The sequence below is a fragment of the Pseudoduganella rhizocola genome (assembly GCF_045984285.3).
Taxonomy (GTDB): domain Bacteria; phylum Pseudomonadota; class Gammaproteobacteria; order Burkholderiales; family Burkholderiaceae_D; genus Rugamonas.
The window spans coordinates 86,622-110,590 of the sequence record NZ_JBJQIK030000002.1; the positions used below are offsets into that span (position 1 = coordinate 86,622).

20 protein-coding genes are annotated in these 23,969 nt (G+C 65.1%); 11 read left to right on the forward strand and 9 right to left on the reverse strand.

From position 1 onward, the window contains the following. The first annotated feature begins 10 nt into the window (after positions 1–10). From ACJRPG_RS03975 to ACJRPG_RS03995, 5 genes are all read left to right on the forward strand, one after another. A complete protein-coding gene (locus ACJRPG_RS03975) occupies positions 11–5,596 on the forward strand; it encodes a beta strand repeat-containing protein (protein ID WP_407998755.1) in 5,586 nt (1,861 codons plus the stop codon). Continuing rightward, on the forward strand, positions 5,562–6,413 hold the full coding sequence (locus ACJRPG_RS03980) for a FecR family protein (RefSeq protein ID WP_407998756.1): 852 nt from the start codon (positions 5,562–5,564) through the stop codon (positions 6,411–6,413). Before ACJRPG_RS03975 ends, ACJRPG_RS03980 begins: the two co-directional genes overlap by 35 nt. Positions 6,414–6,511: 98 nt before the next feature. After that, complete coding sequence (locus ACJRPG_RS03985) at positions 6,512–8,839, forward strand: heavy metal translocating P-type ATPase (RefSeq protein ID WP_407998757.1); 2,328 nt, start codon at positions 6,512–6,514, stop codon at positions 8,837–8,839. Then, entirely contained in the window at positions 8,836–9,222 is a 387-nt protein-coding gene (gene cueR, locus ACJRPG_RS03990; protein ID WP_407998758.1) for a Cu(I)-responsive transcriptional regulator, read from the forward strand. Before ACJRPG_RS03985 ends, cueR begins: the two co-directional genes overlap by 4 nt. A 62-nt stretch (positions 9,223–9,284) precedes the next feature. Beyond that, positions 9,285–10,004 (forward strand): glutathione S-transferase, encoded by a 720-nt coding sequence (locus ACJRPG_RS03995; RefSeq protein ID WP_407998759.1) that lies wholly within the window; start codon positions 9,285–9,287, stop codon positions 10,002–10,004. Here the strand turns inward: ACJRPG_RS03995 and ACJRPG_RS04000 are convergent. After that, positions 10,001–10,201 (reverse strand): heavy-metal-associated domain-containing protein, encoded by a 201-nt coding sequence (locus ACJRPG_RS04000; RefSeq protein ID WP_407998760.1) that lies wholly within the window; start codon positions 10,199–10,201, stop codon positions 10,001–10,003. The two genes, ACJRPG_RS03995 and ACJRPG_RS04000, sit on opposite strands and share 4 nt — an antisense overlap. 67 nt (positions 10,202–10,268) lie before the next feature. Between ACJRPG_RS04000 and ACJRPG_RS04005 the strand changes: the two genes are divergently transcribed. Then, entirely contained in the window at positions 10,269–10,691 is a 423-nt protein-coding gene (locus ACJRPG_RS04005) for a VOC family protein (RefSeq protein WP_407998761.1), read from the forward strand. Positions 10,692–10,733: 42 nt separating this feature from the next. On the opposite strand, the gene ACJRPG_RS04010 is transcribed toward ACJRPG_RS04005, so the two are convergent. The 3 genes from ACJRPG_RS04010 to ACJRPG_RS04020 all read right to left on the reverse strand — a co-directional run bounded on the left by ACJRPG_RS04010 (position 10,734) and on the right by ACJRPG_RS04020 (position 13,644). Further along, positions 10,734–12,506, reverse strand: coding sequence for a PhoH family protein (locus tag ACJRPG_RS04010; RefSeq protein WP_407998762.1), 1,773 nt, complete (start codon positions 12,504–12,506; stop codon positions 10,734–10,736). Between the two features lie 238 nt (positions 12,507–12,744). Next, a complete protein-coding gene (locus tag ACJRPG_RS04015) occupies positions 12,745–13,188 on the reverse strand; it encodes a peroxiredoxin (RefSeq protein WP_407999372.1) in 444 nt (147 codons plus the stop codon). A gap of 78 nt (positions 13,189–13,266) precedes the next feature. Next, positions 13,267–13,644: an Mth938-like domain-containing protein gene (locus tag ACJRPG_RS04020; RefSeq protein WP_407998763.1), complete on the reverse strand. Its 378-nt coding sequence runs from the start codon at positions 13,642–13,644 to the stop codon at positions 13,267–13,269. A 143-nt stretch (positions 13,645–13,787) separates the two neighbouring features. Here ACJRPG_RS04020 and ACJRPG_RS04025 point away from each other — a divergent pair, with 143 nt between their 5' ends. Genes ACJRPG_RS04025 through ACJRPG_RS04035 form a run of 3 tightly spaced genes read left to right on the forward strand, consistent with a single transcriptional unit; the run spans position 13,788 to position 17,176 of the window. Next, positions 13,788–15,011 carry a pyridoxal phosphate-dependent aminotransferase gene (locus tag ACJRPG_RS04025; RefSeq protein ID WP_407999373.1) on the forward strand — a complete coding sequence of 408 codons (1,224 nt, stop codon included), beginning with the start codon at positions 13,788–13,790 and terminating at the stop codon, positions 15,009–15,011. Between the two features lie 52 nt (positions 15,012–15,063). Then, entirely contained in the window at positions 15,064–16,386 is a 1,323-nt protein-coding gene (locus ACJRPG_RS04030) for a homoserine dehydrogenase (protein ID WP_407998764.1), read from the forward strand. A gap of 13 nt (positions 16,387–16,399) precedes the next feature. Continuing rightward, the gene (locus ACJRPG_RS04035) at positions 16,400–17,176 is read left to right on the forward strand and encodes an APH(3') family aminoglycoside O-phosphotransferase (protein ID WP_407998765.1); all 777 of its coding nucleotides are present in this window, start codon (positions 16,400–16,402) and stop codon (positions 17,174–17,176) included. Between the two features lie 108 nt (positions 17,177–17,284). On the opposite strand, the gene ACJRPG_RS04040 is transcribed toward ACJRPG_RS04035, so the two are convergent. The 5 genes from ACJRPG_RS04040 to ACJRPG_RS04060 all read right to left on the reverse strand — a co-directional run bounded on the left by ACJRPG_RS04040 (position 17,285) and on the right by ACJRPG_RS04060 (position 21,882). Beyond that, on the reverse strand, positions 17,285–17,605 hold the full coding sequence (locus ACJRPG_RS04040) for a BON domain-containing protein (RefSeq protein ID WP_407998766.1): 321 nt from the start codon (positions 17,603–17,605) through the stop codon (positions 17,285–17,287). A 203-nt stretch (positions 17,606–17,808) separates the two neighbouring features. Next, on the reverse strand, positions 17,809–19,188 hold the full coding sequence (locus tag ACJRPG_RS04045) for a sigma 54-interacting transcriptional regulator (protein ID WP_407998767.1): 1,380 nt from the start codon (positions 19,186–19,188) through the stop codon (positions 17,809–17,811). Continuing rightward, positions 19,188–19,757, reverse strand: coding sequence for a hypothetical protein (locus ACJRPG_RS04050; protein ID WP_407998768.1), 570 nt, complete (start codon positions 19,755–19,757; stop codon positions 19,188–19,190). Before ACJRPG_RS04050 ends, ACJRPG_RS04045 begins: the two co-directional genes overlap by 1 nt. Continuing rightward, the gene (locus ACJRPG_RS04055; protein ID WP_407998769.1) at positions 19,750–21,168 is read right to left on the reverse strand and encodes a sensor histidine kinase; all 1,419 of its coding nucleotides are present in this window, start codon (positions 21,166–21,168) and stop codon (positions 19,750–19,752) included. The genes ACJRPG_RS04050 and ACJRPG_RS04055 overlap by 8 nt, the downstream gene beginning before the upstream one ends. An 81-nt stretch (positions 21,169–21,249) precedes the next feature. Further along, complete coding sequence (locus tag ACJRPG_RS04060; RefSeq protein ID WP_407998770.1) at positions 21,250–21,882, reverse strand: energy transducer TonB; 633 nt, start codon at positions 21,880–21,882, stop codon at positions 21,250–21,252. A 139-nt stretch (positions 21,883–22,021) separates the two neighbouring features. Between ACJRPG_RS04060 and ACJRPG_RS04065 the strand changes: the two genes are divergently transcribed. After that, positions 22,022–22,666, forward strand: coding sequence for a response regulator transcription factor (locus ACJRPG_RS04065; protein ID WP_407998771.1), 645 nt, complete (start codon positions 22,022–22,024; stop codon positions 22,664–22,666). A gap of 1 nt (position 22,667) precedes the next feature. Continuing rightward, positions 22,668–23,969: an ATP-binding protein gene (locus ACJRPG_RS04070; RefSeq protein ID WP_407998772.1), complete on the forward strand. Its 1,302-nt coding sequence runs from the start codon at positions 22,668–22,670 to the stop codon at positions 23,967–23,969.

Consider the following 23,969-nt stretch of genomic DNA (forward strand, 5'->3'; position numbering starts at 1 on the left):
GGCAACAATCATGACGAATCTCGACCAATTCACGCGCGCTCCGCAAGGGAGCTTCAAGCTGCAGCGCAAGCTGCTGGCGGCCACGGTGGCGGCCTGCTTCGGTGTCGCGCAAGCCAATCCCACCCTGCCGCAGGTGGTAGCCGGCCAGGCCACGTTCGCCCAGCAGGGCAATGTGTTCTCCATCACGAACACGCCGAACACCATCATCAACTGGCAAAGCTTCTCGGTGGGGCGCGACGAAATCACGCGTTTCATCCAGCAAAGCAGCGACAGCAAGGTGCTGAACCGGATTACCGGCCAGGACCCGAGCCAGATCCTCGGTTCGCTGCAGTCGAACGGCCAGGTGTTCCTGATTAACCCGAACGGCGTGCTGTTCGGCAAGGATGCCCGCATCGACGTCAACGGCCTGGTGGCGTCCAGCCTGCAGCTGTCGAACAGCGACTTCCTGGCGGGCAAGCACAACTTCCAGGGCGAAGCCGGCGCGGGCAAGGTGGTCAACCAGGGTTCCATCACCACGCCGCAGGGCGGCAAGGTGTTCCTGATTGCGCCGACGGTGGAAAACCACGGCGTGATCTCGGCCCCGAACGGCGAGATCCTGCTGGCAGCGGGCAAGAGCGTGCAGCTGGTCGATTCGGCCAACCCGGCCATCACGGTGGTGGTGTCGGCGCCGGAAGACCAGGCGCTGAACCTGGGCCAGATCGTGGCGCAGGGCGGCCGTGTCGGCATCTACGGCGCGCTGGTCAACCAGCGCGGCGTGGTCAACGCCAACAGCGCGGTGCGCGGCGAGAACGGCAAGATCATCCTGAAAGCCAGCCGCAGCACGCTGCTGGAAGCGGGCAGCCAGACCACGGCCAGCGGCGCCGGCAAGGGCGGCGAGATTCAGATCCTGGGCCAGAATGTGGCCCTGAACGGCGATGCGCGCGTGGATGCCAGCGGCCGCGAGGGCGGCGGCACGGTGCTGCTGGGCGGCGACTACCAGGGCAAGAACAGCGCGGTGCAGAACGCGCGCCAGGCCTTCATCGGCAAGAATGCGGTGATCCGCGCCGACGCCGAAGCCTCGGGCGACGGCGGCAGGGTGATCGTGTGGGCCGATGAGGCCACGCGCGCCTACGGCGCCATCTCGGCGCGCAGTGCGGGCGGCAAGGGCGGCTTCGTGGAGACCTCGGGCCACTACCTCGATGTGGCGGGCCTGCGCGTGGACACCACCGGCCTCGATGCCACCGGCGTGTGGTTGCTCGATCCCTACAATATCGAAGTGGTAAGCACCAGCTACGGCGCCTACGGCCTGGTGGACGTGGCCGACTTCAACGGCGGCGTGCCGTCGCCTGGCACCACGCAGATCCTGGCCTCGACCATCAATGGCGCCACCTCGAACGTGGTGCTGCAGGCCACCAACGATATTTCCATCAATGCCGCGGTCAGCATGACGGCGGCCGGCAAATCCTTCACTGCCTATGCCGGCAATGACATCAACGTCAACGCCAACCTGCAGACCAATGGCGGCGCCATCGGCCTGTATGCGAACTATGCGCCTTCCGGCAGTGCGAGCGGCGATGGCGCCGTGAACCTGGCGGGCAGCCGGACGATCAACAGCGGCGCTGCCGATATCACCTTGAGCGGCATCAGCGTCAACCTGAACGGCAGCGTAACGGCCACGCCGGGCGGTGCGCGCGTCGGCGACAATGCGCCGCTGATCAGCCTGCGCGCCAATAACCTGGACATCGCCGACACCGGTTCGGTCAACAACAGCGCCGGCGACGGCGGCTACGTGTCCATCGCGCCGTTCATCTCCACCTACAATATGTCCATCATGGGCGCGGACTCGCCGTCCGCCGGCACCATGGTGCTGCAGGCGGCCGACCTGGGTCGCGTGAATGCCTATGAGCTGGCGCTGGGCGGCGCCAGTGTGGGCGAGGTGTCCATCTATGCGCCGCTGGACCTGCACGCCAACCTGGTGGTGGACGCCAAGTCCGCCATCCAGCACAGCGGTTCGATCGATGCCAACGGCCACAGCGTGTTCTTCAATGTGTATGACGACACCGGCAGCATCAACGGCAACTACGGCACCTTCACCGAGGTTGACACGCTGCGCCTGCGCGCCGACCACTTCAACTACAGCGGCGTCGCCAATTCCATCGTCGCCAACAAGGTGTACGTGGATAAGGCCAGCCTGGACGCCGACATCAGCCTGGGCGGCACCAACCCGGCCGGCGCCTACCTGAGCGAGAGCGAACTGAAGATGTTCGACGCGCCGCTGATCAGTATCGGTACGGCCAGCGGCTATACCGGCGCGGTCGAAGTGTCGGAAGCGCTGAACCTGTCCGGCAGCAATGCCGGCGCCACGCGCGGCGGCACCACCGGCGTGCTCGCGCTGAAAGGCAGTACGGTCGCCCTGTACGGCGACCTGGTGGCCAACAAGAACGTCCAGCTGGAAGCCAGCGACGGCGTGTACCAGTGGAGCGGCCATATCGAGGCCGACAGGCTGGCGGCGGCGGGCGGCGAGATCAATCTGGTGCAGTCGACCAACCAGATCGGCAGCGTTGCGCTGGAAGCTGGCAACATCAACTTGGGCGCGAACGGCAACCTGCTGGTGGAATCGGTGGTTCAGCGCGAAGGCTCGGAGCCGGGCCACGTCAACATCACCCTGAACTCGCCGGCAACCACGTTGACGGTGCAAGACATCGATGCGGAAAACGGCATTCAGCTGAATGCGCAGAACGTCACGGTGGCCGACGGCGGCACGCTGTCCGGTGAAACCATCGGCATCCGCACGGGCAGCCTGAACATCAACGGCACCGGCAAGATCATCGCGCCGCAGTACCTGCTGCTGGACGCCACCGGCGCCGTGACGCTGGGCGGCACCCTGGCCTCGGTGGAAGGCGGCATACTGCTGAATAATACCGCGCTGGGCAAGCTGACGGTGGGCGGCCTGTTCGTCGAAACCGAGAGCGGCAACGACCTGCACCTGTACAACACCTCGCTGGCCAACACCACGCTCGGCCTGTCGTCCGACAACACCCTGTACGTGCATGGCGATGTGGCCATCAAGGGCGGGCACCTGTCGGCCCGCAGCTACGACCTGTCGGCCGCCGGCAGCATCGATGCCGGCACCGGCTACCTGAGCCTGACCACGGCCAACGGCGACGGCATCTTCAATGTCAGCGCGGCGGCAACGCCGGGCATCACCTCGGTGTCGGGCGCCGACCTGGCCAAGTTCAAGGCCGGCACGCTGGCGCTGGACGGGCCGGGCGGCATCACCATCTCCGACGTCGTGGCGCGCGGCGCCGGCGGCCTGACGCTGCAGGCGACCGAAGGCACGGTAAACGTGAATGCGGCCGTCAATGTCGATGGCCAATTCAGTGTCATGAGCCCGCAGCTGAACATCACGGCGCCGGTCGTGACCGGCGGCAGCACGCTGACCTTGAGCGATATGAATCTGTCCGGCAGCGGTTCGCTGGCCAGCCCCTTCATCCACATCAATGCGCAGGACGGCGCCTACCTGGGTGGGACGCTGAACAATGTGGAAGGCGCCGGCCTCACGCTGACCGCCGATGAGCTGACGAAGCTGAACGCGCAGTCCGTGTTCGTGAGCGCCAACGGCTACGGCGGCGATATCACGCTGGACGACCTCACGGTGGCCAACACCTACCTGGGCGTGTCCGCTTCGGGCCTGCTCAGCAACGAAGGGCTGGTGAAAGCCAAGGGCCTGTCGCTGAGCGCTGGGGAATTCGACCTGGCCGGCAGCGGCACCGGGCTGACCGCCGATGAAGGCCTGGGCAACATCACCTTCGGCACCTCGCGCAGCAACGGTATCCTGCAGGTCAATGGCAGTTCAGGCACCAACACCGTGATCAGCGATACCGTGCTGGACAAGGTGTCGGCCGGCAGCGTGAGCTTCAACGGCTATTCCGGCGTGCAGATCGCCGGCGCCATGAACCGGACCAGCGGCAACCTGAGCTTCCTGTCCTATGCCGGCTCGGTGGACTTCAATGCCGCCGTGGACGTGGGCACTGGCAATGTGACGGTGCAAAGCGCGGCGGTTAATCTCGCCAATACCGTGCATGCCAATACGGTCACGCTGGCGCCGCTGACCTCGTCGAATGAATACAAGTCGATGGTGATCGGCGGCAGCTGCAGCAGCACCGCCTGCGTGTCGGTGACGAACCTGGGCAATGTGGATGCGCAGCGGGTCAACCTGGGCATGACCTACAACACCAGCAGCATCGATGTGGCCGGGATCGCGAAAGGCAGCAAGCGCCACGAGCATACCCTGAATATCGGGCTGAACGCCAAGAACGCGATCACCCAGTCCGCAGCCATCGATGTGGCGAACCTGTACGTGCAGACCGAGGGCGAGGTCACGCTGGCCAATGCCGCCAATACCGTCAGCAACCTGCGTGTGGATGGGGCCACCGCCATCGATTTCAGGAATGCCGGCGACCTGAATATCCTGGGCGGCGGCGCCAGCGGCACCGTGAACCTGGAAGTGGTGAGCGGCGTCCTGACGTCCAGCGCCTACCTGGCGGCCGACACGCTCAGGCTGAGCGCGGCGAACGGCATCGGCACCACCACTGCGGCCTTCCTGAGCAAGGCCAAGGTCATCGATGCGGCGACCACCGCCACCAGCGGCACCTCGTCGATCAATATCAGCAACAACGAATCGTCCAGCCGCCAGGCCGTGCGGGTCGACCGCCTGCTGGTGCAGAACGGTAACGCCGGCAGCATCACCTTCAGCAACTACGGCGCCACCACGATTGCCGCCGGCGATACCGCGGGCACCGTGCGCAGCGGCTCGGGCGCCATTTCGATTACGGCGCACAGCCCGCTGCGCATTGAGGGCAAGGTGGTATCGCAAAGCGGCGCCATCACGCTGGAGGCGGGTACGTCGTCCGTTGCTACCGACGACGTGCTGACCGTGGTCGGCAGCGGCGTGCGTGTGCAGTCCGGCGGCACCGTGCGCCTGGTTGGCAGCAATGCGGTCAGTGCAACGGCGTCCCAGATCTCGGGCAGTACGGTGACTACGGTGGTCAATGGTGTCGTGGTCACGCCGCCGGTCAGCCCGCCGCCGGTCGATCCGCCGCCGGCCAATCCACCGCCGGTGAACCCGCCGCCGGTCAATCCACCGCCGGTGAACCCACCGCCGGTCGATCCGCCGCCGGTGAACCCGCCGCCGGTGAATCCGCCGCCCGTGGATCCACCACCGGTGAACCCGCCGCCGGTCAATCCACCGCCGGTGAACCCGCCACCGGTCAATCCACCGCCGGTGAATCCGCCGCCGACGGCCGACATCTGCACCATCGCCCCGAATTCGGCGCTGTGCCAGGTGCTGACGCCGCCAACCGCTTCCGAACCGGTGAAGCCGGTGGACCGCGCCGTGGCGCAGGTGATTAACGTCATCAATACCGCGCAGGAGGATACCAAGCCTGCCAGTACCGGCTCGGGCAGCAGCGGCAGCACGGGCAAGACCAGCGGCCCCGCGAAAACGGACGACAAGAAGGAAGACGCCAAGGACGAGAAGAAGGAAGACAAGTCCGCCCAATCCGGCACTAAGGAACCGACAAATGAAAAACCTGCAGCCAAATCTTATTGCAACTAAGCCCATGCGCGGCCTGCTGATGCTGGCCCTGTGGGCGCTCAGTGCGCTGGCGCTGGCCGGTCCGGTAGCGGGCACGGTGACGCAGCTGAGCGGTCCGCTGCTGGCCAAGAAGGCCAACGGTTCGACCAAGATCCTGTCGCTGAAGTCCGAAGTGGAGAACGGCGACACCCTGGTGACGGAGAAGAATACCTACGCCATGGTGAAGATGATCGACAACAGCACGCTGACCTTGCGCCCGGGCTCCGCGCTGACCATCGAGAACTTCAGTTTCGACGACGGCAAGCCTGATGGCGACGAGGCGAAATTCAACCTCGTCAAGGGCGGCCTGCGCTCGGTAACTGGCCTGCTGGGCAAGCGCAGCAAGGAGAAGTTCGCGCTGAAGACGCCGGTGGCGACCATCGGTATCCGCGGCACCACCTTCATTGTGAACTATACGCCGCCTCCGCCGCCCGGCGCGGCCGCCTTGCTTGGCGGCCTGCCTTCCGCTGGCGCGGGAGCCGTACCCGGCGTCCCCCCATCGTCCGGTAGTGGCAAGGCACCTGGACCCGCTGTGCCATTGGCGCCGCCAGGTCCTCCACCTGGCCTGCATATTGCCGTGCAGGACGGTGCGATCGTCGTCGGCAATCCGGGTGGCAGCCTGGGCTTCTCGGCAGGCCAGTTCGGCTATGTGCCGTCGCCGACCGCGCCGCCAGTGGTGGTGCCGGCCAATCCGGGCATCCAGTTCACGCCGCCGCCGGCCTTCAACGCCTCGACGGCGCCGGGCGCGGGCGCCGCGTCCAGCGGCAAATCCGGCACGGTGGACTGCGAAGTCCGCTGACCTCACGCGGGAAGGTGCGGGCGCTTGAAAACAGCGCTTGACCTTCCCATCATGGGATACTTCATGCTGTAGCCAGATGATGGCTAAGGAGTATCCCGATGAGCACTTCCCCTTATTCCCAGGCAGTAAAAATTGGCGGCATGAGCTGCGCGTCCTGCGTCGCCCGTGTCGAGAAGGCCCTGCAGGCGGTACCGGGCGTTGGCAAGGCCAGCGTCAACCTGGCAACGGAGACGGCGCGCGTCGAGTCGGCCGAGCCGCTGCCTTTTGATGCCTTGCGCGCGGCGGTCGAGAAGGCGGGTTATGAGGCCGGGCTGCCGGCCGATGCGTTTGCCGCTCCCGCCTCCGGTCCTGCCGCTGGTGCGGCCCACGGGACGGCCCGCGCCGCGCCTGCGGAAGGACTGCACGTGGCGCTGGCGGCGGCGCTTTCGCTGCCGCTCTTGCTGCCCATGGTGCTCGGCTGGCTGGGCTACCACTGGATGCTGGACGGCACCCTGCAGTGGGCGCTGGCCACGCCGGTGCAGTTCCTGCTCGGCGCGCGCTTCTACCGCGCGGGCTGGAAGGCGCTGAGGGCCGGGGCGGGCAATATGGACCTGCTGGTCGCCATCGGCACCAGCGCGGCCTATGGCCTCAGCGTCTATTTGCTGCTGGCGGGCCAGCAAGGCATGCCGCATCTCTACTTCGAAGCGTCATCGGTCGTTATCACGCTGGTACTGCTCGGTAAATGGCTGGAAGGCCGGGCCAAGCGCCAGACCGCATCGGCAATCCGCGCGCTGCAGACCTTGCGGCCGGAATCGGCACGCGTGCGGCGCGGCGGGCAGGATGTGGATGTGCCCACCGGGCAGCTGGCCGTTGGCGACATCGTGGTGGTGCGGCCGGGCGAACGCATTGCGGTGGATGGCGAGATTGTGGAAGGCGCCAGCCATGTGGACGAATCGATGCTGACCGGTGAGAGCCTGCCGGTTGCCCGCCATGCGGGCGAGCGCGTGACCGGCGGCGCCATCAACGGCGAAGGGGTGCTGCTGGTGCGCACCACGGCGGTGGGCGCCGAAAGCACGCTGGCGCGCATCATCCGCCTGGTGGAAGACGCACAGGCCGCCAAACCCCCGGTGCAGCATCTGGTGGACCGCGTCAGTGCCGTGTTCGTGCCGGTGGTGATCGTGCTGGCAGCACTGACGCTGGCGGGCTGGTGGTTCGCCACCGGCGATGCCGAACGTGCGACCATCAATGCGGTGACGGTGCTGGTGATTGCCTGTCCCTGCGCGCTGGGGCTCGCAACGCCGGCCGCCATCATGGCAGGTACCGGCGTCGCTGCGCGCCACGGCATCCTGATCAAGGACGCGGAAGCGCTCGAACTGGCGCAGCGCATCGACAGCGTGGTGTTCGACAAGACCGGCACGCTGACGCAGGGGCAGCCGGTGCTGGCGTCGCTGGTGCCCGCCGGCCAGGCCAGTGGGGCGCAGCTGCTGGCGCAAGCCGCGGCCCTGCAGGCCGGCAGCGAGCACGCCCTGGCACGCGCCGTCCTCGCCGCCGCCCGCGCCGGCATCGTGCCCGCTGCCGGCGTGCAGCCCGCCACTGATGCCGCCGGCATCGCGCGCGCCGGCACGGCGCAAGGCGGCCCGCATACCGCCGCGGGCGTGGCCGCGGCGCCCGTGATTGCGCCTGCGGCCCGCGTCAACGCGCTGCCGGGGCGGGGGCTGGAAGGGGAAGTCGATGGTGCGCTGCTGCTACTTGGCAGTTCCCGCCTAATGCGCGAACGCGGCGTGGACACCGGCGCGCTGGAGGCCACCGCCAGTGCGCTCGAACACAGCGGCCATACAGTGTCCTGGCTGGCCGATGCAAGCGCCTGCCGCCTGCTTGGCTTGCTGGCCTTCACCGACCCGCCCAAGCCAACGGCGCGCGCCGCAGTCGAACGCCTGCAGCAGCGCGGCCTGCAGACCGTCATGCTCACCGGCGACAACCAGGGCAGCGCCGATGCCGTTGCCGCAGCCACCGGCATCGGCCGCGCCTATGCAAATCTTCTGCCGGCGGACAAGACGGCCCATATCGCAGCCATGAAAGAGCAGGGCGCGATGGTCGCCATGGTCGGCGACGGCATCAACGATGCGCCGGCGCTTGCGGCAGCGCACGTAGGCATCGCCATGTCCAGCGGCACCGACGTTGCGATGCATGCGGCGGGCATCACCTTGATGCGCGGCGATCCGGCACTGGTGGCGGATGCCATCGATATCTCGAAGCGCACCATGAACAAGATCCGCCAGAACTTGTTCTGGGCCTTCATTTACAACCTCGCCGGCATTCCGCTGGCGGCATTCGGCATGCTGAGCCCCGTGCTCGCCGGCGCGGCAATGGCGCTCAGCTCTTTCAGCGTCATCAGCAATGCCTTGCTGCTGCGCCGCTGGCAGCCGGCAGGAAAGGACAGAACATGAATATCGGCGAAGCTTCCGCCGCATCGGGCGTGAGCGCCAAGATGATCCGCTACTACGAGTCCATCGGACTGGTGCCGGAAACGCAGCGCACCGGCAGCAACTACCGCGTGTATGGCGAGCGCGAACTGCACACGCTGCGCTTCATCCGCCGCGCGCGCGATCTCGGCTTCTCGCTGGAGCGCATCAGGGGCCTGCTGTCGCTGTGGCAGGACAGTGCGCGCGCCAGCTCGGACGTGAAACAGATCGCGCTGGCGCATGTGGATGAACTGAACCAGCGCATCCGCGAGCTCACGGAGATGCGCGATACGCTGAACACGCTGGCCAGCTGCTGCCATGGCGACGCGCGGCCCGACTGCCCCATCCTGCAAACGCTGGGAACATAAGCGCGCCACCGCTTGCTGCCCGCCGCTACAATGAAATCACTTGTTCGGCGAAGGAGAAGCGCGTGGAACCTTATGTCCTGTATTACTGGCCCACGATCCAGGGGCGCGGCGAGTTCGTGCGGCTTGCATTGGAGGAGGCAGGCCTACCCTATGTGGACATCGGGCGGGAAAAGGAGGGCATGCCCCCGCTGATGGCGTCCATCGACCATTCCCATCCCGGCACGCCATCCTTCGCGCCGCCGGTGCTGAAGGCGGGAGATTTGCTGATCGGGCAGGTGGCGAATATCCTGCTGTTCCTGGGCGAACGCCACGGCCTGGCGCCGCGCAGCGAAGCAGGGCGGCTATGGTGCAACCAGCTGCAGCTGACGATTGCCGACATCGTCAGCGAGGCGCACGACACGCACCATCCCATTTCCACCAATCTTTATTACGAAGACCAGAAGCGCGAAGCAAAAAAACGCTCGCGCGATTTCACGGGCGAGCGCATTCCGAAATTCCTCGGCTACTTCGAGCAGGTGCTGCAGAATAATCCTGCGCGCGGCGGCTATATCGTGGGTGCGCGCATCAGCTATGTCGACCTGTCGCTATTCCAGCTGGTCGAGGGACTGCGCTATGCCTTCCCCAAGGCCATGGCGCAGCAGGAGGCGAACTGGCCCGGCCTGATCGCCTTGCGCGACAAGGTAGCGGCGCGTCCCAATATCGCCGCCTACCTTGCTTCGGAGCGGCGCATACCGTTCAATGAAGACGGTATCTTCCGCCACTATCCGGAGCTGGAAGCCTAGCCGGCTTTGGTGACGGGATAGCCCGCTTCGGCGATCACCGCGCGCACCACCTCGAGCGGCGCACTGCTGCTGACTGCAACGGTTTTCGCCGCCAGGTCCACGTTTACGGTCGCCGCGCTGTCGATGGCCTTGACGGCCTTGGTCACGGTGGCCGCGCAATGGCCGCAGGTCATGTTCTGCACTTCGAGCTGATACATCTTGCTTCTCCTCATGGGTTGAATACTGATACTCTAGTCCTTTCCACCGTGGGAAGGTCAAGTGCAAATGAAACAGTCGATTGTCCATATTGCCCTCGTCGTGCGCGACTACGACGAAGCCATCGATTTCTACGTCAATACACTTGGTTTCGAGCTGCTCGACGATACGTACCAGCCGGAACAGGACAAGCGCTGGGTGGTGGTGGCGCCGCCCGGCGGCACCGGCACCACCATCCTGCTGGCGCGCGCATCCAGGCCGGAGCAGGAGCCCTTTATCGGCAACCAGGCGGGCGGCCGCATCTTCCTGTTCCTGAACACGGACGACTTCTGGCGCGACTTCGAACGCCTGAAGCAGCGCGGCGTGCGCATCGTGCGCGAGCCCAGGCAGCAGGACTATGGCATGGTCGCCGTGTTCGCCGACCTGTACGGCAACCAATGGGATTTGCTGCAGCTGAACGAAGACCATCCCATCGCGCGCCGCGTGAAATAAAAAGCCCCGCACGCGGCGGGGCCTGGAGCGGAGCGGGCGCGCTTACAGCACGTCGCTCGCATGGTCCGCCAGGCGCGAACGTTCGCCGCGCGCCAACGTCACGTGGCCGCTGTGCGACCAGCCCTTGAAGCGGTCTACCACATAGGTCAGGCCGCTCGAACCTTCCGTCAGGTACGGCGTGTCGATCTGCGCGATATTGCCCAGGCAGAGGATCTTGGTGCCCGGACCGGCACGCGTCACCAGGGTCTTCATCTGCTTCGGCGTCAGGTTCTGCGCCTCGTCGATGATGAGGAACTTGTTGACGAAGGTACGGCCGCGCATGAAGTTCAGCGACTTGATCTTGATGCGCGAACGGATCAGGTCCTGCGTCGCCGCACGGCCCCATTCGCCCGCGTCGCCGTCGGACTTGTTCAGCACTTCAAGGTTGTCGTCGAAGGCGCCCATCCACGGGCCCATCTTCTCTTCCTCGGTACCAGGCAGGAAGCCGATATCCTCGCCCACCGGCACCGTCACGCGGGTGACGATGATCTCGTTATACAGCTTGGTCTCCAGCACCTGCGCCAGGCCGGAAGCCAGTGCCAGCAGGGTTTTGCCGGTACCGGCCTGGCCCAGCAGCGTGACGAAGTCGCATTCCGGATCCATCAGCAGGTTCAGCGCGAAGTTCTGCTCGCGGTTGCGCGCGGTCACGCCCCACACATTGTTCTTGTTGTGGGAGTAGTCGCGCAGCACCTTGATAGTGGCCGTTTTGCCGTTCAGCTGCTTCACCTGGCCGTAGAAGGACGCCTCGCCGTTGTTCGGCTCCAGGTACACGAACTGGTTCACCAGCAGCGAAGGCACGAAGGGGCCGGTCACGCGGTAGAAGGTGGTGCTGTAGCCGTTCTTGGTGTCCTGCCACGATTCCATGTCCTTGCCGTGCTTGTTCCAGAAATCGTCCGGCAGCTGCACGATGCCCGAGTACAGCAGGTCGGTATCTTCCAGCACATGGTCGTTGAAGTAGTCTTCCGCCGGCAGGCCCAGGGCGCGCGCCTTGATGCGCATATTGATGTCTTTCGACACCAGCACCACCGCGCGGCCTTCCTGCTCGCTCTCCAGCGAACGCACCACGGCCAGGATCTGGTTATCGGCCTTGCCTTGTGGCAGGCCTTCCGGCAGGTCCGCCACCTGCAGGCGGGTCTGGAAGAACAGGCGGCCCTTGGCGTCCTTGTTGCCCAGCTTGGACAGCGGGATGCCCTGTTCGATCGCATCGTCGTCGTTGCCGCCGACCAGCGCATCCAGAGTACGCGACACCTGGCGCGCATTGCGCGCCACTTCGGACATGCCCTTCTTGTGGTTGTCCAGTTCTTCCAGCGTCATCATCGGCAGGAAGACATCGTGTTCCTCGAAGCGGAACAGGGAGGTCGGGTCGTGCATCAGCACATTCGTATCGAGCACGAACAGCTTGGACAGGCCGGTCTTGTCGGCCTTGCGGCTGGTGGCCGACTTGAGCTGCACTTCATTGGCCTTGTGCTTGACCGGATGGGGCGCTTCGGCCTTGATCGGCGTGACCTTGCCGCGCGGCGCCTTGGCGCGCACTGGCTCGGCCGGCTGCGGCGCCGGCGGTGCAACCTTGAGTACCGGCGCCTTTTTGGCGGCGGCCTTCTTGGCGGCCGGCGCAGCCTTGGCGGCGGGTTTTGCAACTGCCTTCACGGCCGCTTTCTTCGGCGCAGGCGCTGCTTCAGCTTCGGGGAAGGGCACAGTATTCGCTCCGCTGGCCTTCGGGTAATCTTTTGCCAGCAACAGGGTGGCTGGCTTGGTAGGCAGTTTTGGCAGTGGCATCAGGATCTCAATAGATTAAATACCCCAGGCGCGCCCGGGCGATAGCCAGGGTGCGCGACGGAGACAGGTTTGGATAATAAGGATGCCTGCGGGCTGAGGAGCGCCCGTAAAACATACCGGGAAGTGGCCGGAAAGACCACTGGGTAGTTGAAGAGAGAAACTCGCTTGACTCAAAATCTGGCTGACACAATCAAGGTTCTGCTGCGGTTGAGCATCGCTGAGTGTGCAGCGCGTTCGTTCATCCCTGACGCGCCACAAATTCCAGCACTTCATCGACGTGATTCGCTACTTTCACGCCTCTCCATTCTTTCACCAATCGGCCATTTGCGTCAATGACAAACGTGCTGCGCTCGATTCCCCGCACATCTTTGCCATACATTTTTTTCTGCTTGATGACATCGAACAGTGCGCACAGCGCTTCGTCGCTGTCGGAAATGAGCTCGAAAGGCAGGCCCAGCTTTTCCTTGAAGTTCTCGTGCGAGCGCAGCGAATCGCGGCTGATGCCATAGATCTCGGCCCCTGCGGCCAGGAACTGCGGGTGCAGGTCGCGGAAAGCCATGTTTTCGGTGGTGCAGCCGGGCGTATTGTCCTTGGGGTAGAAGAACAGCACGGTCGATTTGGCCGGCCGGCCGGCGAGCTGGAAGGTCTGGCCGCCCGTCATCGGGGCGGAAAAGTCGGGGATTGGGCGTTCAGCCACAAGGATCTCCTGAGGAAGTGATTGTTATTTTGCGTTGCTGATATTGAGGCAAGTTTTGTGGTTTCAAGCTTTTTCGATAATCAAAGCCAGCAGAACCTTGCGGCCTTCGCCCATCAGGATGTTATAGGTACGGCAGGCGGCATTGGTGTCCATGCACTCCACGCCGATCTGGCGGCTGGTGAGCGGAGCGCTCAGCTTCGGGTGCACGAAGCGCTGGCGTTCGCCGGTGCCGAGGATGACCACGTCCGGCTGTTCCGCCAGCAGCTGCTCGAAATGCTGCACCGTCAGGGCCTCGAATGTATCCACCGGCCAGGCGCGCGGCGCCGTTTCCGGCAGCACCAGCAGGCTATGGTCGAAGGGCTGGGCGTTGATCTCGACGCCGCCGGGGAAATAACCGGTGATGGTTTGATATTGCTGTGTGGAACTGGCGTGAAGCTTCATGATAATGAGCGGATTTGCTTGCAAAAGAGCGTTTATTGTAACGTTTTCCCTCCGGGCACGCCCCACAGTGGTTGATTAAATCGGGCGCATTCGGCAGAATGGGTTATTTTCGCAGTGCAGCATTGATATACCGGGGAATGATTTTGCGACCGATTCAGAAATCGAACAAGCTGGCCGAAGTTTGCTATGAGATCCGTGGTCCCGTGCCGGAGAAGGCGCGCCAGATGGAAGAAGAGGGCCATAAGATCACCAAGCTGAACATCGGCAACCTGGCGGTGTTCGGCTTCGATCCGCCCGACGAAATTGTGCAGGACATGAAGATCCAGCTGCCGAACGCGGCGGGCTATACGGATTCCAAGGGCATGTTCGCGCCGCGCAAGGCGGTGGTGCACTACACGCAGGAGAAGGATATTCCCGGCGTGACCATCGAAGACGTCTACCTGGGCAATGGCGCTTCCGAGCTGATCGTCATGTCCATGAATGCGCTGCTGAACAATGGCGACGAAGTGCTGGTGCCGGCGCCCGACTATCCGCTGTGGACGGCGGCCGTCAGCCTGTCCGGCGGGCGCCCGGTGCACTATATCTGCGACGAGCAGCAGGACTGGTATCCCGATATCGAGGACATGCGGCGCAAGATCACGCCGAACACCAAGGCCATCGTCGTCATCAACCCGAACAACCCGACCGGCGCCCTGTATCCGGACGAAGTGCTGCTGCAGATTATCGAGCTGGCGCGCCAGCACCAGCTGATCATCTACGCTGACGAAATCTACGACAAGGTGCTGTACGACGGCGCGAAACACACCTCCATCGCCGCCCTGTGCGAGGACGTGCTGTGCGTGACCTTCAACGGCCTGTCGAAAAACTACCGCGCCTGCGGCTACCGTGCCGGCTGGATGGTGGTATCAGGAGAAAAACGACACGCGAAAGACTATATCGAAGGCCTGAACATGCTGGCCTCGATGCGTCTGTGCGCGAATGCGCCGGGCCAGTTTGCCATCCAGACTGCGCTCGGCGGCTACCAGAGCATACAAGACCTGGTTGGCCCCGGCGGGCGCCTGCTCAAGCAGCGCGACCTGGCATACCAGCTGCTGACGGATATTCCGGGCATCAGCGTGGTGAAGCCGAAAGCGGCGCTGTATATGTTCCCGCGCCTCGATCCGAAGATCTACCCGATCGCGGACGACCAGCAGTTCGCCTACGACCTGCTGGCAGAAACCAAGGTCCTGATCGTGCAGGGTACCGGCTTCAACTGGATCGCACCGGATCACTTCCGCGTGGTGTTCCTGCCGAATACCGACGATATGACGGATGCCTTCGGACGCATTGCGCGCTTCCTGGACGGCTACCGCAAGCGGCAGGGCTAATCCCGATCAACACCGGCGTCCGCGCAAGGGCGCCCGCAACAGAAGCAGAAACATGAAATCGATCAAAGTAGGCCTGCTGGGCGTGGGCAATGTGGGCGGCGGCACCTTCGACGTCCTGAAACGCAACCAGGAAGAGATCCGCCGCCGCGCGGGCCGCGGCATTGAAATCGTCGCCGTCTCGGCGCGCAACCTGGAGCGCGCGAAGCAGCGCGTGAACGGCGAAGTGACAGTGGTGGCCGATCCCTTCGACATCGTCAACGACCCATCCATCGACATCGTCGTCGAACTGATCGGCGGCTACGACACCGCCAAGGAACTCGTGCTGAAGGCGATCGCCAACGGCAAGCATGTCGTCACCGCCAACAAGGCGCTGCTGGCCGTGCATGGCAACGAGATCTTCAAGGCGGCCCAGGAAAAGGGCGTGATGGTGGCCTTCGAGGCTGCCGTCGCGGGCGGCATCCCCATCATCAAGGCGCTGCGCGAAGGCCTGACGGCGAACCGCATCGAATGGTTCGCGGGCATCATCAACGGCACCACCAACTTCATCCTGTCCGAGATGCGCGACAAGGGCCTGGACTTCGCCACCGTGCTGAAACAGGCGCAGGAGCTGGGCTATGCCGAAGCCGATCCCACCTTCGATATCGAAGGCGTGGATGCCGCGCACAAGGCCACCATCATGTCCGCGATCGCCTTCGGCATCCCGGTGCAGTTCTCGAAAGCGCACGTGGAAGGCATCTCCAAGCTGGACGCCGTCGATATCCGCTATGCCGAGCAACTGGGCTACCGCATCAAGCTGCTGGGTATTGCCAAGCGCGCCAAGGTGAACGGCGCGGAAGGCATCGAGCTGCGCGTGCACCCCACGCTGATCCCGTCCAAGCGCCTGATCGCCAATGTGGAAGGCGCGATGAACGCGGTGCTGGTGCAGGGCGACGCTATCGGCGCCACGCTTTATTACGGCAAGGGCGCAGGCGCCGAGCCGACCGCATCGGCCGTGATTGCGGACCTGGTGGATATCACCCGCCTGGCTACCGCCGATCCTGAGCACCGCGTGCCGCACCTGGCCTTCCAGCCGAACGAGCTGGCCGATATCGCGATCCTGCCGATGGCGGAAGTCACCACCTCCTACTACCTGCGCATGCGCGTGGCCGACCAGCCGGGCGTGCTGGCCGACCTGACCCGCATCCTCGCCGACGGCGAAATCTCGATCGACGCCATGCTGCAGAAGGAGCCGGGCGAAGGCGAAACCCACGCCGACATCATCATGCTCACGCACCAGACGCAGGAGAAGAAAGTGCTGGCCGCCATCGCGCGCATGGAAGGTCTGCCGACCGTGCTGGGGCAGGTAACCAAGATCCGCCTCGAAAACCTGGGCTGAGCCGCCGGCGCCGATGAGCTTTCTTCCCTTGCCGGATGACTGGCGCGGCCGGCTGGAAGCTTACACCGGCGTGGCCGACAGCACGGGCCAGTCCGATGCGTGCGTGCTGCGCCTTCAAGCGCCTGGCTTGCCGGCGCTGTTCGTCAAGACCGAGGAAATCCATCCGCTGAGCGAGTTGTGCGGCGAGGCCGAACGCCTGCGCTGGCTGGCCTCCACCGGCATCCCCTGCGCCCCGGTGCTGTGCGAAACCAGCGCAGCGGGCCGCAACTGGCTGCTGTTGGGCGCACTGCCCGGCAGCGACCTGGAAGCCGCCTTGCTGCCGCCGCGCGCCAAGGTGGGCCTGATGGCACAGGCGCTGCGCCGCCTGCACGATACCGACATCAGCCATTGTCCTTTCGACCACCGCGCCGCACGGCGGATCGCCCGCGCCAAGGCGCGCATGGATGCCGGCCTGGTTGACGAAGCCGACTTTGACGACGAGCACAGCGGCATGCGCGCTGCGGAACTGTTTGCGCTGCTGCAGGCACGCCGTCCCGCGCAGGAAGACCTGGTGCTGGCGCACGGCGATGCCTGCCTGTCCAACCTGATGGTGGACGGCGCGGACTTTACGGGCTTTATCGACTGCGGCCGCCTCGGCATCGCCGACCGCTGGCAGGACCTGGCGCTGGCCACCCGCGAGATCGGCGGCGAGCTCGGTGCGGAATGGGTCGACGTCTTCCTCGCCGACTACGGCGCGCGCTTCGACGCCGGGCGCGCCTCCTTCTACCGCCTGCTCGACGAATTCTTCTGAACAAAAAAAGACGGGTGACGCCGAGGCGCCACCCGCTGGAAGGGGAGGTACTGCTACTACTCTCAGATACTGCTACTGCAGGGTACTACTGGGAACGCTCCTTACTGCTTATTTGCTGGCTACGGTCAGCTCACTCTTTACTTCCTTCACACCGGCCACGGCGGATGCCGCCTGGATGGCCTTGGTGCCTTCATCGGTGCTGGCCACGGTGCCGGTCAGCACCACCACGCCCTGGTTGGTCGTCACACCGATCTGCTTCTGGTCGGCCAGCGCAGCCTTCACCTTGGAAGTCAGCGCGGTGTCCCCGGTGGCTGCTGCGGCGCCGGCCATTGCGGCGTCCTGCTGCGGCTCGGCAGCGATGACGGTCAGCGAGGCGGCGCCCATGGTTGCGGCGGCCAGCAGGGAGGCGATCAGTTTGGTATTGGTCATGGTCTTATCTCCATTCATGTTTAAAGGAACGCCGAGTGACGTTAGCCTTCATATCGCAAGCGCCGTGCCAGCTCGCTAAAAGCCAATGAAATCAAGGGCTTGCAAGAATGTCATGCTTGATGGAAATGAACTGCGCCCGGAATCTGTCGTGGGCTGGCGACAGGCTCCGGGGCTGGTTTGCCAAGTGTATGATTTTTAAGGGATTATTCCTGTCGCTCGTCGGCGACAGCGGGGCCGTCGCCACGGAACTGGGCGGCGTTGAGGTCGTATTTTTGCAGCAGGCGGTAGAACTCGGTGCGGTTGCGCTCGGCAAGGCGGGCGGCGTCGGCGACATTGCCGTCCGTGAGCTTCAGCAGCTGGACCAGGTAGTTGCGTTCGAAACGCTGCTTGGCCTCCGTATAGCTGAGCACTTCGAGCGAAGGCACGCGCAGCGCGCGCTGCACCAGCGACAAGGGCACCAGCGGCGCCGTCGCCAGCGCGCACACATGCTCGATCACGTTGTAGAGCTGGCGCACATTGCCGGGCCAGGATGCGCGCGTGAGCGCCTCCAGCGCATCCGGCGCAAAGCCGTTCACGTTCTTCTGGTACTTGGCCGCCAGCGACTGCAGGAACTGGGTTGCCAGCAGGCCGATATCCTCGCGCCGCTGCGACAGCGGCGGCAGCGTCAGCGTGATGACGTTGAGCCGGTAATACAGGTCTTCGCGGAACTGCCCTTCCAGCATGGCGGCATCCAGGTCGCGGTGGGTGGCCGACAGCACGCGCACATCCACCGGCCGGCCGTTGTCCGAGCCAAGCTGGCGCACCACGCGCTCCTGCAGCACGCGCAGCAGCTTCACCTGCAGCAGCAGCGGCATGTCGCCGATTTCATCGAGGAAGAGGGTGCCGCCGTCCGCCGCCTGCACCAGGCCTTCGCGGCTGGCCACCGCGCCGGTGAAGGCGCCTTTCACATGGCCGAACAGTTCGGACTCCAGCAGCTGTTCCGGAATCGCGCCGCAGTTGACGGCAATGAAGGGCGCCTTGGCGCGCCGGCTGGCACGGTGGATGGCGCGCGCCAGCAGCTCCTTGCCGGTGCCGCTCTCGCCCCGTATCAGCACGCTGGCATCGGAGGCGGCCACCAGCCGGGCTTCCGCCAGCAGCTCGGCCATGGACTGGCTGCGGCTGATGATCTCGGCGCGCCACTCGTCATCCTTCGAGGTATGCGAGGCGCTGGGCGCCGTCATGCTGAGCGCCTGCTCGATGCGCTCCAGCAGCACCTTGGCGTCGAAGGGCTTGGTGAGGTAGGCGTAGGCGCCCAGCGTGGTCGCTTCCACCGCGTCCGGAATGGTGCCGTGCGCCGTCAGCAGGATGACCGGCAGCGCCGGATACTCGTTGCGGATCTGCTGGAACAGGGCCATGCCGTCCCGTTCCGGCAGGCGGATATCGCTGATCACCATGGCCGGCAGCTCGATCGACATGCGGGCCAGCGCCGCTTCCGCGCTGCCCACCGCCGTCACGCGGTAGCCGTTGGCCGTCAGGCGCATCGACAGAAGGCGCAGCAGGTCGGCGTCGTCATCGACCAGCAGCAGGTGCGCGCCGCCCGCCATTATTTGCCCCCCGGCGGGTTGGTGCTGGTCTGGGGCCGTACCGGCAGGCCGCGCTCGATCGCCTTCAGCGCTTCCAGTGTTTCGGTCAACTGCTCCGTCTTGCGCTGGTTTTCCTTGAGCTGGGCGCCCAGCTTCTCCGCATGGTCGGACAGGCGGCGTGCCTCGGCGCAGTAGCTGGACAGCAGCGCCGCCAGCGACTTGATGCCCTGCGCCTCGGGTTCTCCCGCGCTGGCCACGGCATCGAACAGGGCCTGGGCCCGCGCCAGGTCGCCGTTGCCGCGCGTGAGCATCAGGATCATGCCGGACTGCAGGCTGAGCTTCGGTGTTTTCTGCTGCAGCGACAGGCCGCTCAGTTCCTTGAGCAGTTCGCCCTGCGTCATGCGGCGCAGCGACTGGTGATAGGCCAGCAGCGGCGCCACCTCATCCGGCGGCACCACCGGCGCGACCGCAATCGGCGCCGGCGCCACCGGGGGCGGCGCGGGCAGGCGGGTTGTGTGCTGCGGCGGCCGCGGGGCCGTGCAGCCTGCCAGCAGCAGGGCCAGCAGGAGGGGAGCGTAGTGCTTATTCATATGGCAGTTCTATCCTGAAGTGTGCCCCTTGGGACGAGGGAATCAGGCGCAGCCTGCCGCCGTGCGCATTCACATATTCGCGCACGATGGACAGGCCGATCCCGTTGCCGCGTCGGGCGCCCGGCGGCTGGCGTTCGCCCTGGTAGAAGGGCTCGAAGATATGTTCGGTATCGGCGGGCGCAATGCCCGGTCCCCGGTCGATGCAGTCGAGGTAGAGCAGCTTGCGGTGCAGCGCGATCACGAAGCGGATCTCGCCGCGTTCGGGACTGAAGCGCGCCGCATTCGACAGCAGGTTGCTGATGGCCACGGCCAGTTTGTCCGCATCCACCGGCACCGGCGGCGCATCGCCTTCGATGCTGACCGTGAGGCCGCGCGCCTGCCACTGCAGGCGCTGGCTGTCGACCACGCGTTCCACGATGGGGCGGATGTCGGCGTGCTCCCGCTGCAGGCGCTGGGCTTCAAACGCAGCCGCGTTATAGCGCAGCAGGTCTTCGATCTGGGTCTGCAGCGATACAGTGTTCTGGCGCAGGATGCCGGCCACCTCGCGCTGGTTGGGGGCGAGCGGGCCTGCCACCTCATCCTCCAGCAGCGCCACGCCTTCCACCAGCGCGGCCAGCGGCGTTTTCAGTTCATGCGAAATATGGCGCATGAAGCGCGCCTTGTCCGCCTCCAGCGCGGACAGGCGCTGGCGCAGCCAGTCCAGGTGAAGTCCAAGGCGGCGCAGGTCGTGCGGGCCTTCCACTTCGATCGGCAGGTCGTAGCGGTTGCCGCCCAGCTGGCTTACCGCATCTTCGATCTGCTTCAGGGGCCGCGCCAGCCACACGCCGAAGCCGAACGCCAGGATGGCCGCCAGGCCGATGGAGCCGGCTGTCAGTCCCGTCATGGTATGGCGCCGCGCTTCCAGCTCGCGCAGCACTTCATTGTTGCGGCGGTCCACTTCCAGCTTCACTTCGCTGGCCAGCTCCTCGTTGATGGCGGGCAGGCGCAACAGCGCGGAGTTCAGCAGCTGCTGGCGCGCGCTGCGGCGCGCGCGCGGCATCTCCAGCGCCTGCCAGGCGGTTTCGCCATGGCGCCGCCAGTCGTCGAAGGCGCTGGCCTGGGCATTGGGCAGGCTGCCCGCGATGGCATCCAGCGCTGCCTGTGCATCGCGCCATGCTTCGGCATAGCGTTCGCGGAATACGGGGTCGTTCAGCACCAGGAACTGGCGCGCGCTGCGCTCCATCGCCACGCTGCGCTCCGCCAGGCGCTGCGCGTTCGCGGTCAGCGCCACGGCATCGCGGCCGGTTTCGCGGCTATGCGCGGCCAGCTGGTCGAGCGTGATCAGCGCAAGAATGGAACTTGCGCTGAGCAGCAGGGCAATCAGCAGGAAGACGCCCAGCAGGAGTTGGCGGAATGAAAGCTTGGTGATCATGCCGATGCGAGGATGTTAACCCTCGCATCATAGGAGAAAAGCCAGCCGTGGCGCGTTCGCTTGGCTCAGCCATGTGGCGCATTACGCGTCGAGATTCCACACATATTGCATACGCGTCCAGGACTGTTGAGGTACGCCATCAATTGTTCCCGGCTGGAAGCGGCACAGCGACAAACCGGTCTGGGCTGCGCGGTCCAGTTCGCGGAAGCCGCTCGATTTCTCGATGCGCGATTCGACCACGCGCCCATCGGTGCCGATCAGGAAGGCCAGCATGACGGTGCCGGTATCGCCGTTGCGCAGGGCGTTCTTCGGATAGTCGGGCCGGGGGCAGGCACCGGCATCCACGACAGCAGCCACCTGCACCGGGGCGCGCGGGGTTGGCGCCGTTGCGGAGCCGCTGGTGCTGCCGGTCGTCGTGGTAGCTGCGGGCGCGGGGCCGTCGCCGAGCTGGCGCGTGCTGAGCGGGGGCTGGGGCGGGGCCACAGGCAGGTCCAGCAAGGGCGGCACGGCAATCGTGGGCAGCACCGGCGCGGCGGTCGGCAGCGGTACCGGCGGCGGGAGCTCAGGCGGCTTCACCGGGTCCGTGAAGACCTCGATCACACCGGGCGTGCTGCGCAGGATGCTGACTTTCGAATTGTGCAGCATGAAAAGCAGGGCGGCGGCGTGCAATGCCACCACTACGGTGATGCCACTCCAGTTTTTTTGCTGATCCATTGCGTCCTCCTGGTGGGTAAATTGCTATGTTATGGAAGGATAATATTCCATCAAATGGAAATTTCCTAGCAATTTCATGGAAAATTCTTGGTATGTTATGCTTCCATCCAATAGAAGAACTGTTTGCAACGAGGTGGAAATGAAGCGCAATCGCATCCGGATCATGCTGGCGGACGACCATCCGGTCGTGATGAGGGGGTTCGCCATGTCGCTCGAAGGCCAGGACATGGAAGTGGTGGCGCAGGCGCGCACGCCGGAAGAGGCGCTGGAGCAGCATGCCGCCGTACAGCCGGATGTACTGATTCTCGATATCCGCTTCGGAGGCCAACTGACCGGCCTCGATATCGCGCGCCAGGTCTTCGAACAGTCGCCGGCGGCGCGCATCGTTTTCCTCAGCCAGTTCGACCAGGACTCCCTGATCAAGGAGGCTTACCGCATCGGTGCGCGCGCCTTCATCACCAAGGATTGCGACCCGGAAGAATTGGCGGCAGCAGTGCGCCGTGCGCATGAGGGCGAGCTGTATTTCATGCCCGCGATTGCAGAACGCCTTGCAAGCCTGTCGGTGCGCGGCGACGCCTCGCCGCAGTCGCTGCTGGACGAGCGCTCGCTGGAGATTTTCCGCATGATGGCCGAAGGACTGACCAATGCGGAGATCGCGGAGCAGCTCGATGTGTCCAGCAAAACGATCAGCAACACCAGCCAGGCCATCAAGGACAAGCTGGGCGTGTTCCGCGCGGCGGACATCACGCGCCTCGCCGTGCGCCACGGCCTGATACAGCCCTGAGATGCGCGCGCGTTTCTGGCAGCACTGGAGCATTCGCCGCCAGCTGCTGATGATGATCGTCGGTCCCGTACTGGCCATGTGCCTTGCGCTGCTCTGGTACAGCTATCAATCGCGCCAGGCGGAGGTGAGGGCGGAGCTGGCCGAACGCGGCCAGCTGCTGGCCCGTGTGCTGGCGGACGGCAGCGAATTCGCGCTGATTTCCGGGCAGATGGGGAACCTGAAGCAGGCGGTGGCAGGCGTGGTGCAGTCCGACACGGCGATCTACCGTGTGACGCTGCTGGATGCGAAACATCGCGAACTGCTGCGCGTGGACGGTGCGGGCAAAGGCTCCCCCGAGACGCGCTACTATGAACGGCCCGTGGTCAAGCGCCTGGTATGGGTGAACACGCAGGCAGGGAACGGGGCGCTGTATTTCGGTTCCGCCGGCAGCGGCAAACCCTCGATGACGGTGGAGACGGTGGGCTTCGTGCAGGTGCGCATGTCGCCGGACGCGATGCTGCGCAAACAGTCGCAGCGCTTCTGGCTGGAGCTGCTGGTCGCGGGCGCCGTGCTGCTCGCGTGCGCGGCGCTGGCCTGGCGGCTGGCCGACGGCTTTGATGCTTCGCTGCGCGCATCGATGCGGGCGCTGGCGGAAGCCGATGCCGAGAAGCGCCGCCTGATCCGCAAGGTCAATACGGCAGTGGAAGAGGAGCGGCGCAGCATCGCGCTGGAAATCCACGACGAACTGAATGCCACGCTGATTGCAGCGCGGCTGGAATCGCAACGCATCGCCGCGCTGGCGCGCGAAGCGCAGCCGCCCCAGGTGGCGCAGGAAATTGCCCAGCGTGCCGGTACGGTGGTGCAGCTGGCGCTGGGACTCTACAACAGCGGCCGTTCGCTGGTGCGCAGGCTGCGGCCGGAAATGCTGGAGATGCTTGGCCTGCAGGGGGCGGTGGAAGAGATGGTGCGGCAGTACGACGCGCTGCATCCGGATTGCCGTTTCGTTTTCCGCAGCAGCGGGGAATTCACGGCGTTGGGCGCGGAAGCCGCAATATCGGCCTACCGCATCGTGCAGGAAGCATTGTCGAACATCGTCAAGCACGCCGGGGCGCGGCACGCCGAGGTGGCGCTGGCGCAGGAGGACGGCGTGCTGCATATCGATATCGCCGATGACGGCGCGGGCTTCGATACCGCAGGCATCGGCGCAGGCATCGGCCTTGTCGGCATGCGGGAAAGGTTGCATGCGCTGGGCGGAAGCTTGCAGCTCGAGAGCGGCCATCAGGGCACGCGCATTGCCATCCGCCTGCCGATGAAGGAAGCTTGA

What these genes read in the sequence shown, in the direction of transcription:
- ACJRPG_RS04045 (WP_407998767.1), bottom strand. Translation starts at nt 19,188, where the DNA reads ATGGCGGGCGGCGCGCACCTGCTGCTGGTCGATGACGACGCCGACCTG.
- ACJRPG_RS04020 (WP_407998763.1), bottom strand. Translation starts at nt 13,644, where the DNA reads ATGAAGCTTCACGCCAGTTCCACACAGCAATATCAAACCATCACCGGT.
- ACJRPG_RS03980 (WP_407998756.1), top strand. Translation starts at nt 5,562, where the DNA reads ATGAAAAACCTGCAGCCAAATCTTATTGCAACTAAGCCCATGCGCGGC.
- ACJRPG_RS03975 (WP_407998755.1), top strand. Translation starts at nt 11, where the DNA reads ATGACGAATCTCGACCAATTCACGCGCGCTCCGCAAGGGAGCTTCAAG.
- ACJRPG_RS03985 (WP_407998757.1), top strand. Translation starts at nt 6,512, where the DNA reads ATGAGCACTTCCCCTTATTCCCAGGCAGTAAAAATTGGCGGCATGAGC.
- ACJRPG_RS04060 (WP_407998770.1), bottom strand. Translation starts at nt 21,882, where the DNA reads ATGGATCAGCAAAAAAACTGGAGTGGCATCACCGTAGTGGTGGCATTG.
- ACJRPG_RS04040 (WP_407998766.1), bottom strand. Translation starts at nt 17,605, where the DNA reads ATGACCAATACCAAACTGATCGCCTCCCTGCTGGCCGCCGCAACCATG.
- ACJRPG_RS04035 (WP_407998765.1), top strand. Translation starts at nt 16,400, where the DNA reads ATGAGCTTTCTTCCCTTGCCGGATGACTGGCGCGGCCGGCTGGAAGCT.
- ACJRPG_RS04065 (WP_407998771.1), top strand. Translation starts at nt 22,022, where the DNA reads ATGAAGCGCAATCGCATCCGGATCATGCTGGCGGACGACCATCCGGTC.
- ACJRPG_RS04030 (WP_407998764.1), top strand. Translation starts at nt 15,064, where the DNA reads ATGAAATCGATCAAAGTAGGCCTGCTGGGCGTGGGCAATGTGGGCGGC.
- ACJRPG_RS04055 (WP_407998769.1), bottom strand. Translation starts at nt 21,168, where the DNA reads ATGATCACCAAGCTTTCATTCCGCCAACTCCTGCTGGGCGTCTTCCTG.
- cueR (WP_407998758.1), top strand. Translation starts at nt 8,836, where the DNA reads ATGAATATCGGCGAAGCTTCCGCCGCATCGGGCGTGAGCGCCAAGATG.
- ACJRPG_RS04050 (WP_407998768.1), bottom strand. Translation starts at nt 19,757, where the DNA reads ATGAATAAGCACTACGCTCCCCTCCTGCTGGCCCTGCTGCTGGCAGGC.
- ACJRPG_RS04000 (WP_407998760.1), bottom strand. Translation starts at nt 10,201, where the DNA reads ATGTATCAGCTCGAAGTGCAGAACATGACCTGCGGCCATTGCGCGGCC.
- ACJRPG_RS04070 (WP_407998772.1), top strand. Translation starts at nt 22,668, where the DNA reads ATGCGCGCGCGTTTCTGGCAGCACTGGAGCATTCGCCGCCAGCTGCTG.
- ACJRPG_RS04005 (WP_407998761.1), top strand. Translation starts at nt 10,269, where the DNA reads ATGAAACAGTCGATTGTCCATATTGCCCTCGTCGTGCGCGACTACGAC.
- ACJRPG_RS04010 (WP_407998762.1), bottom strand. Translation starts at nt 12,506, where the DNA reads ATGCCACTGCCAAAACTGCCTACCAAGCCAGCCACCCTGTTGCTGGCA.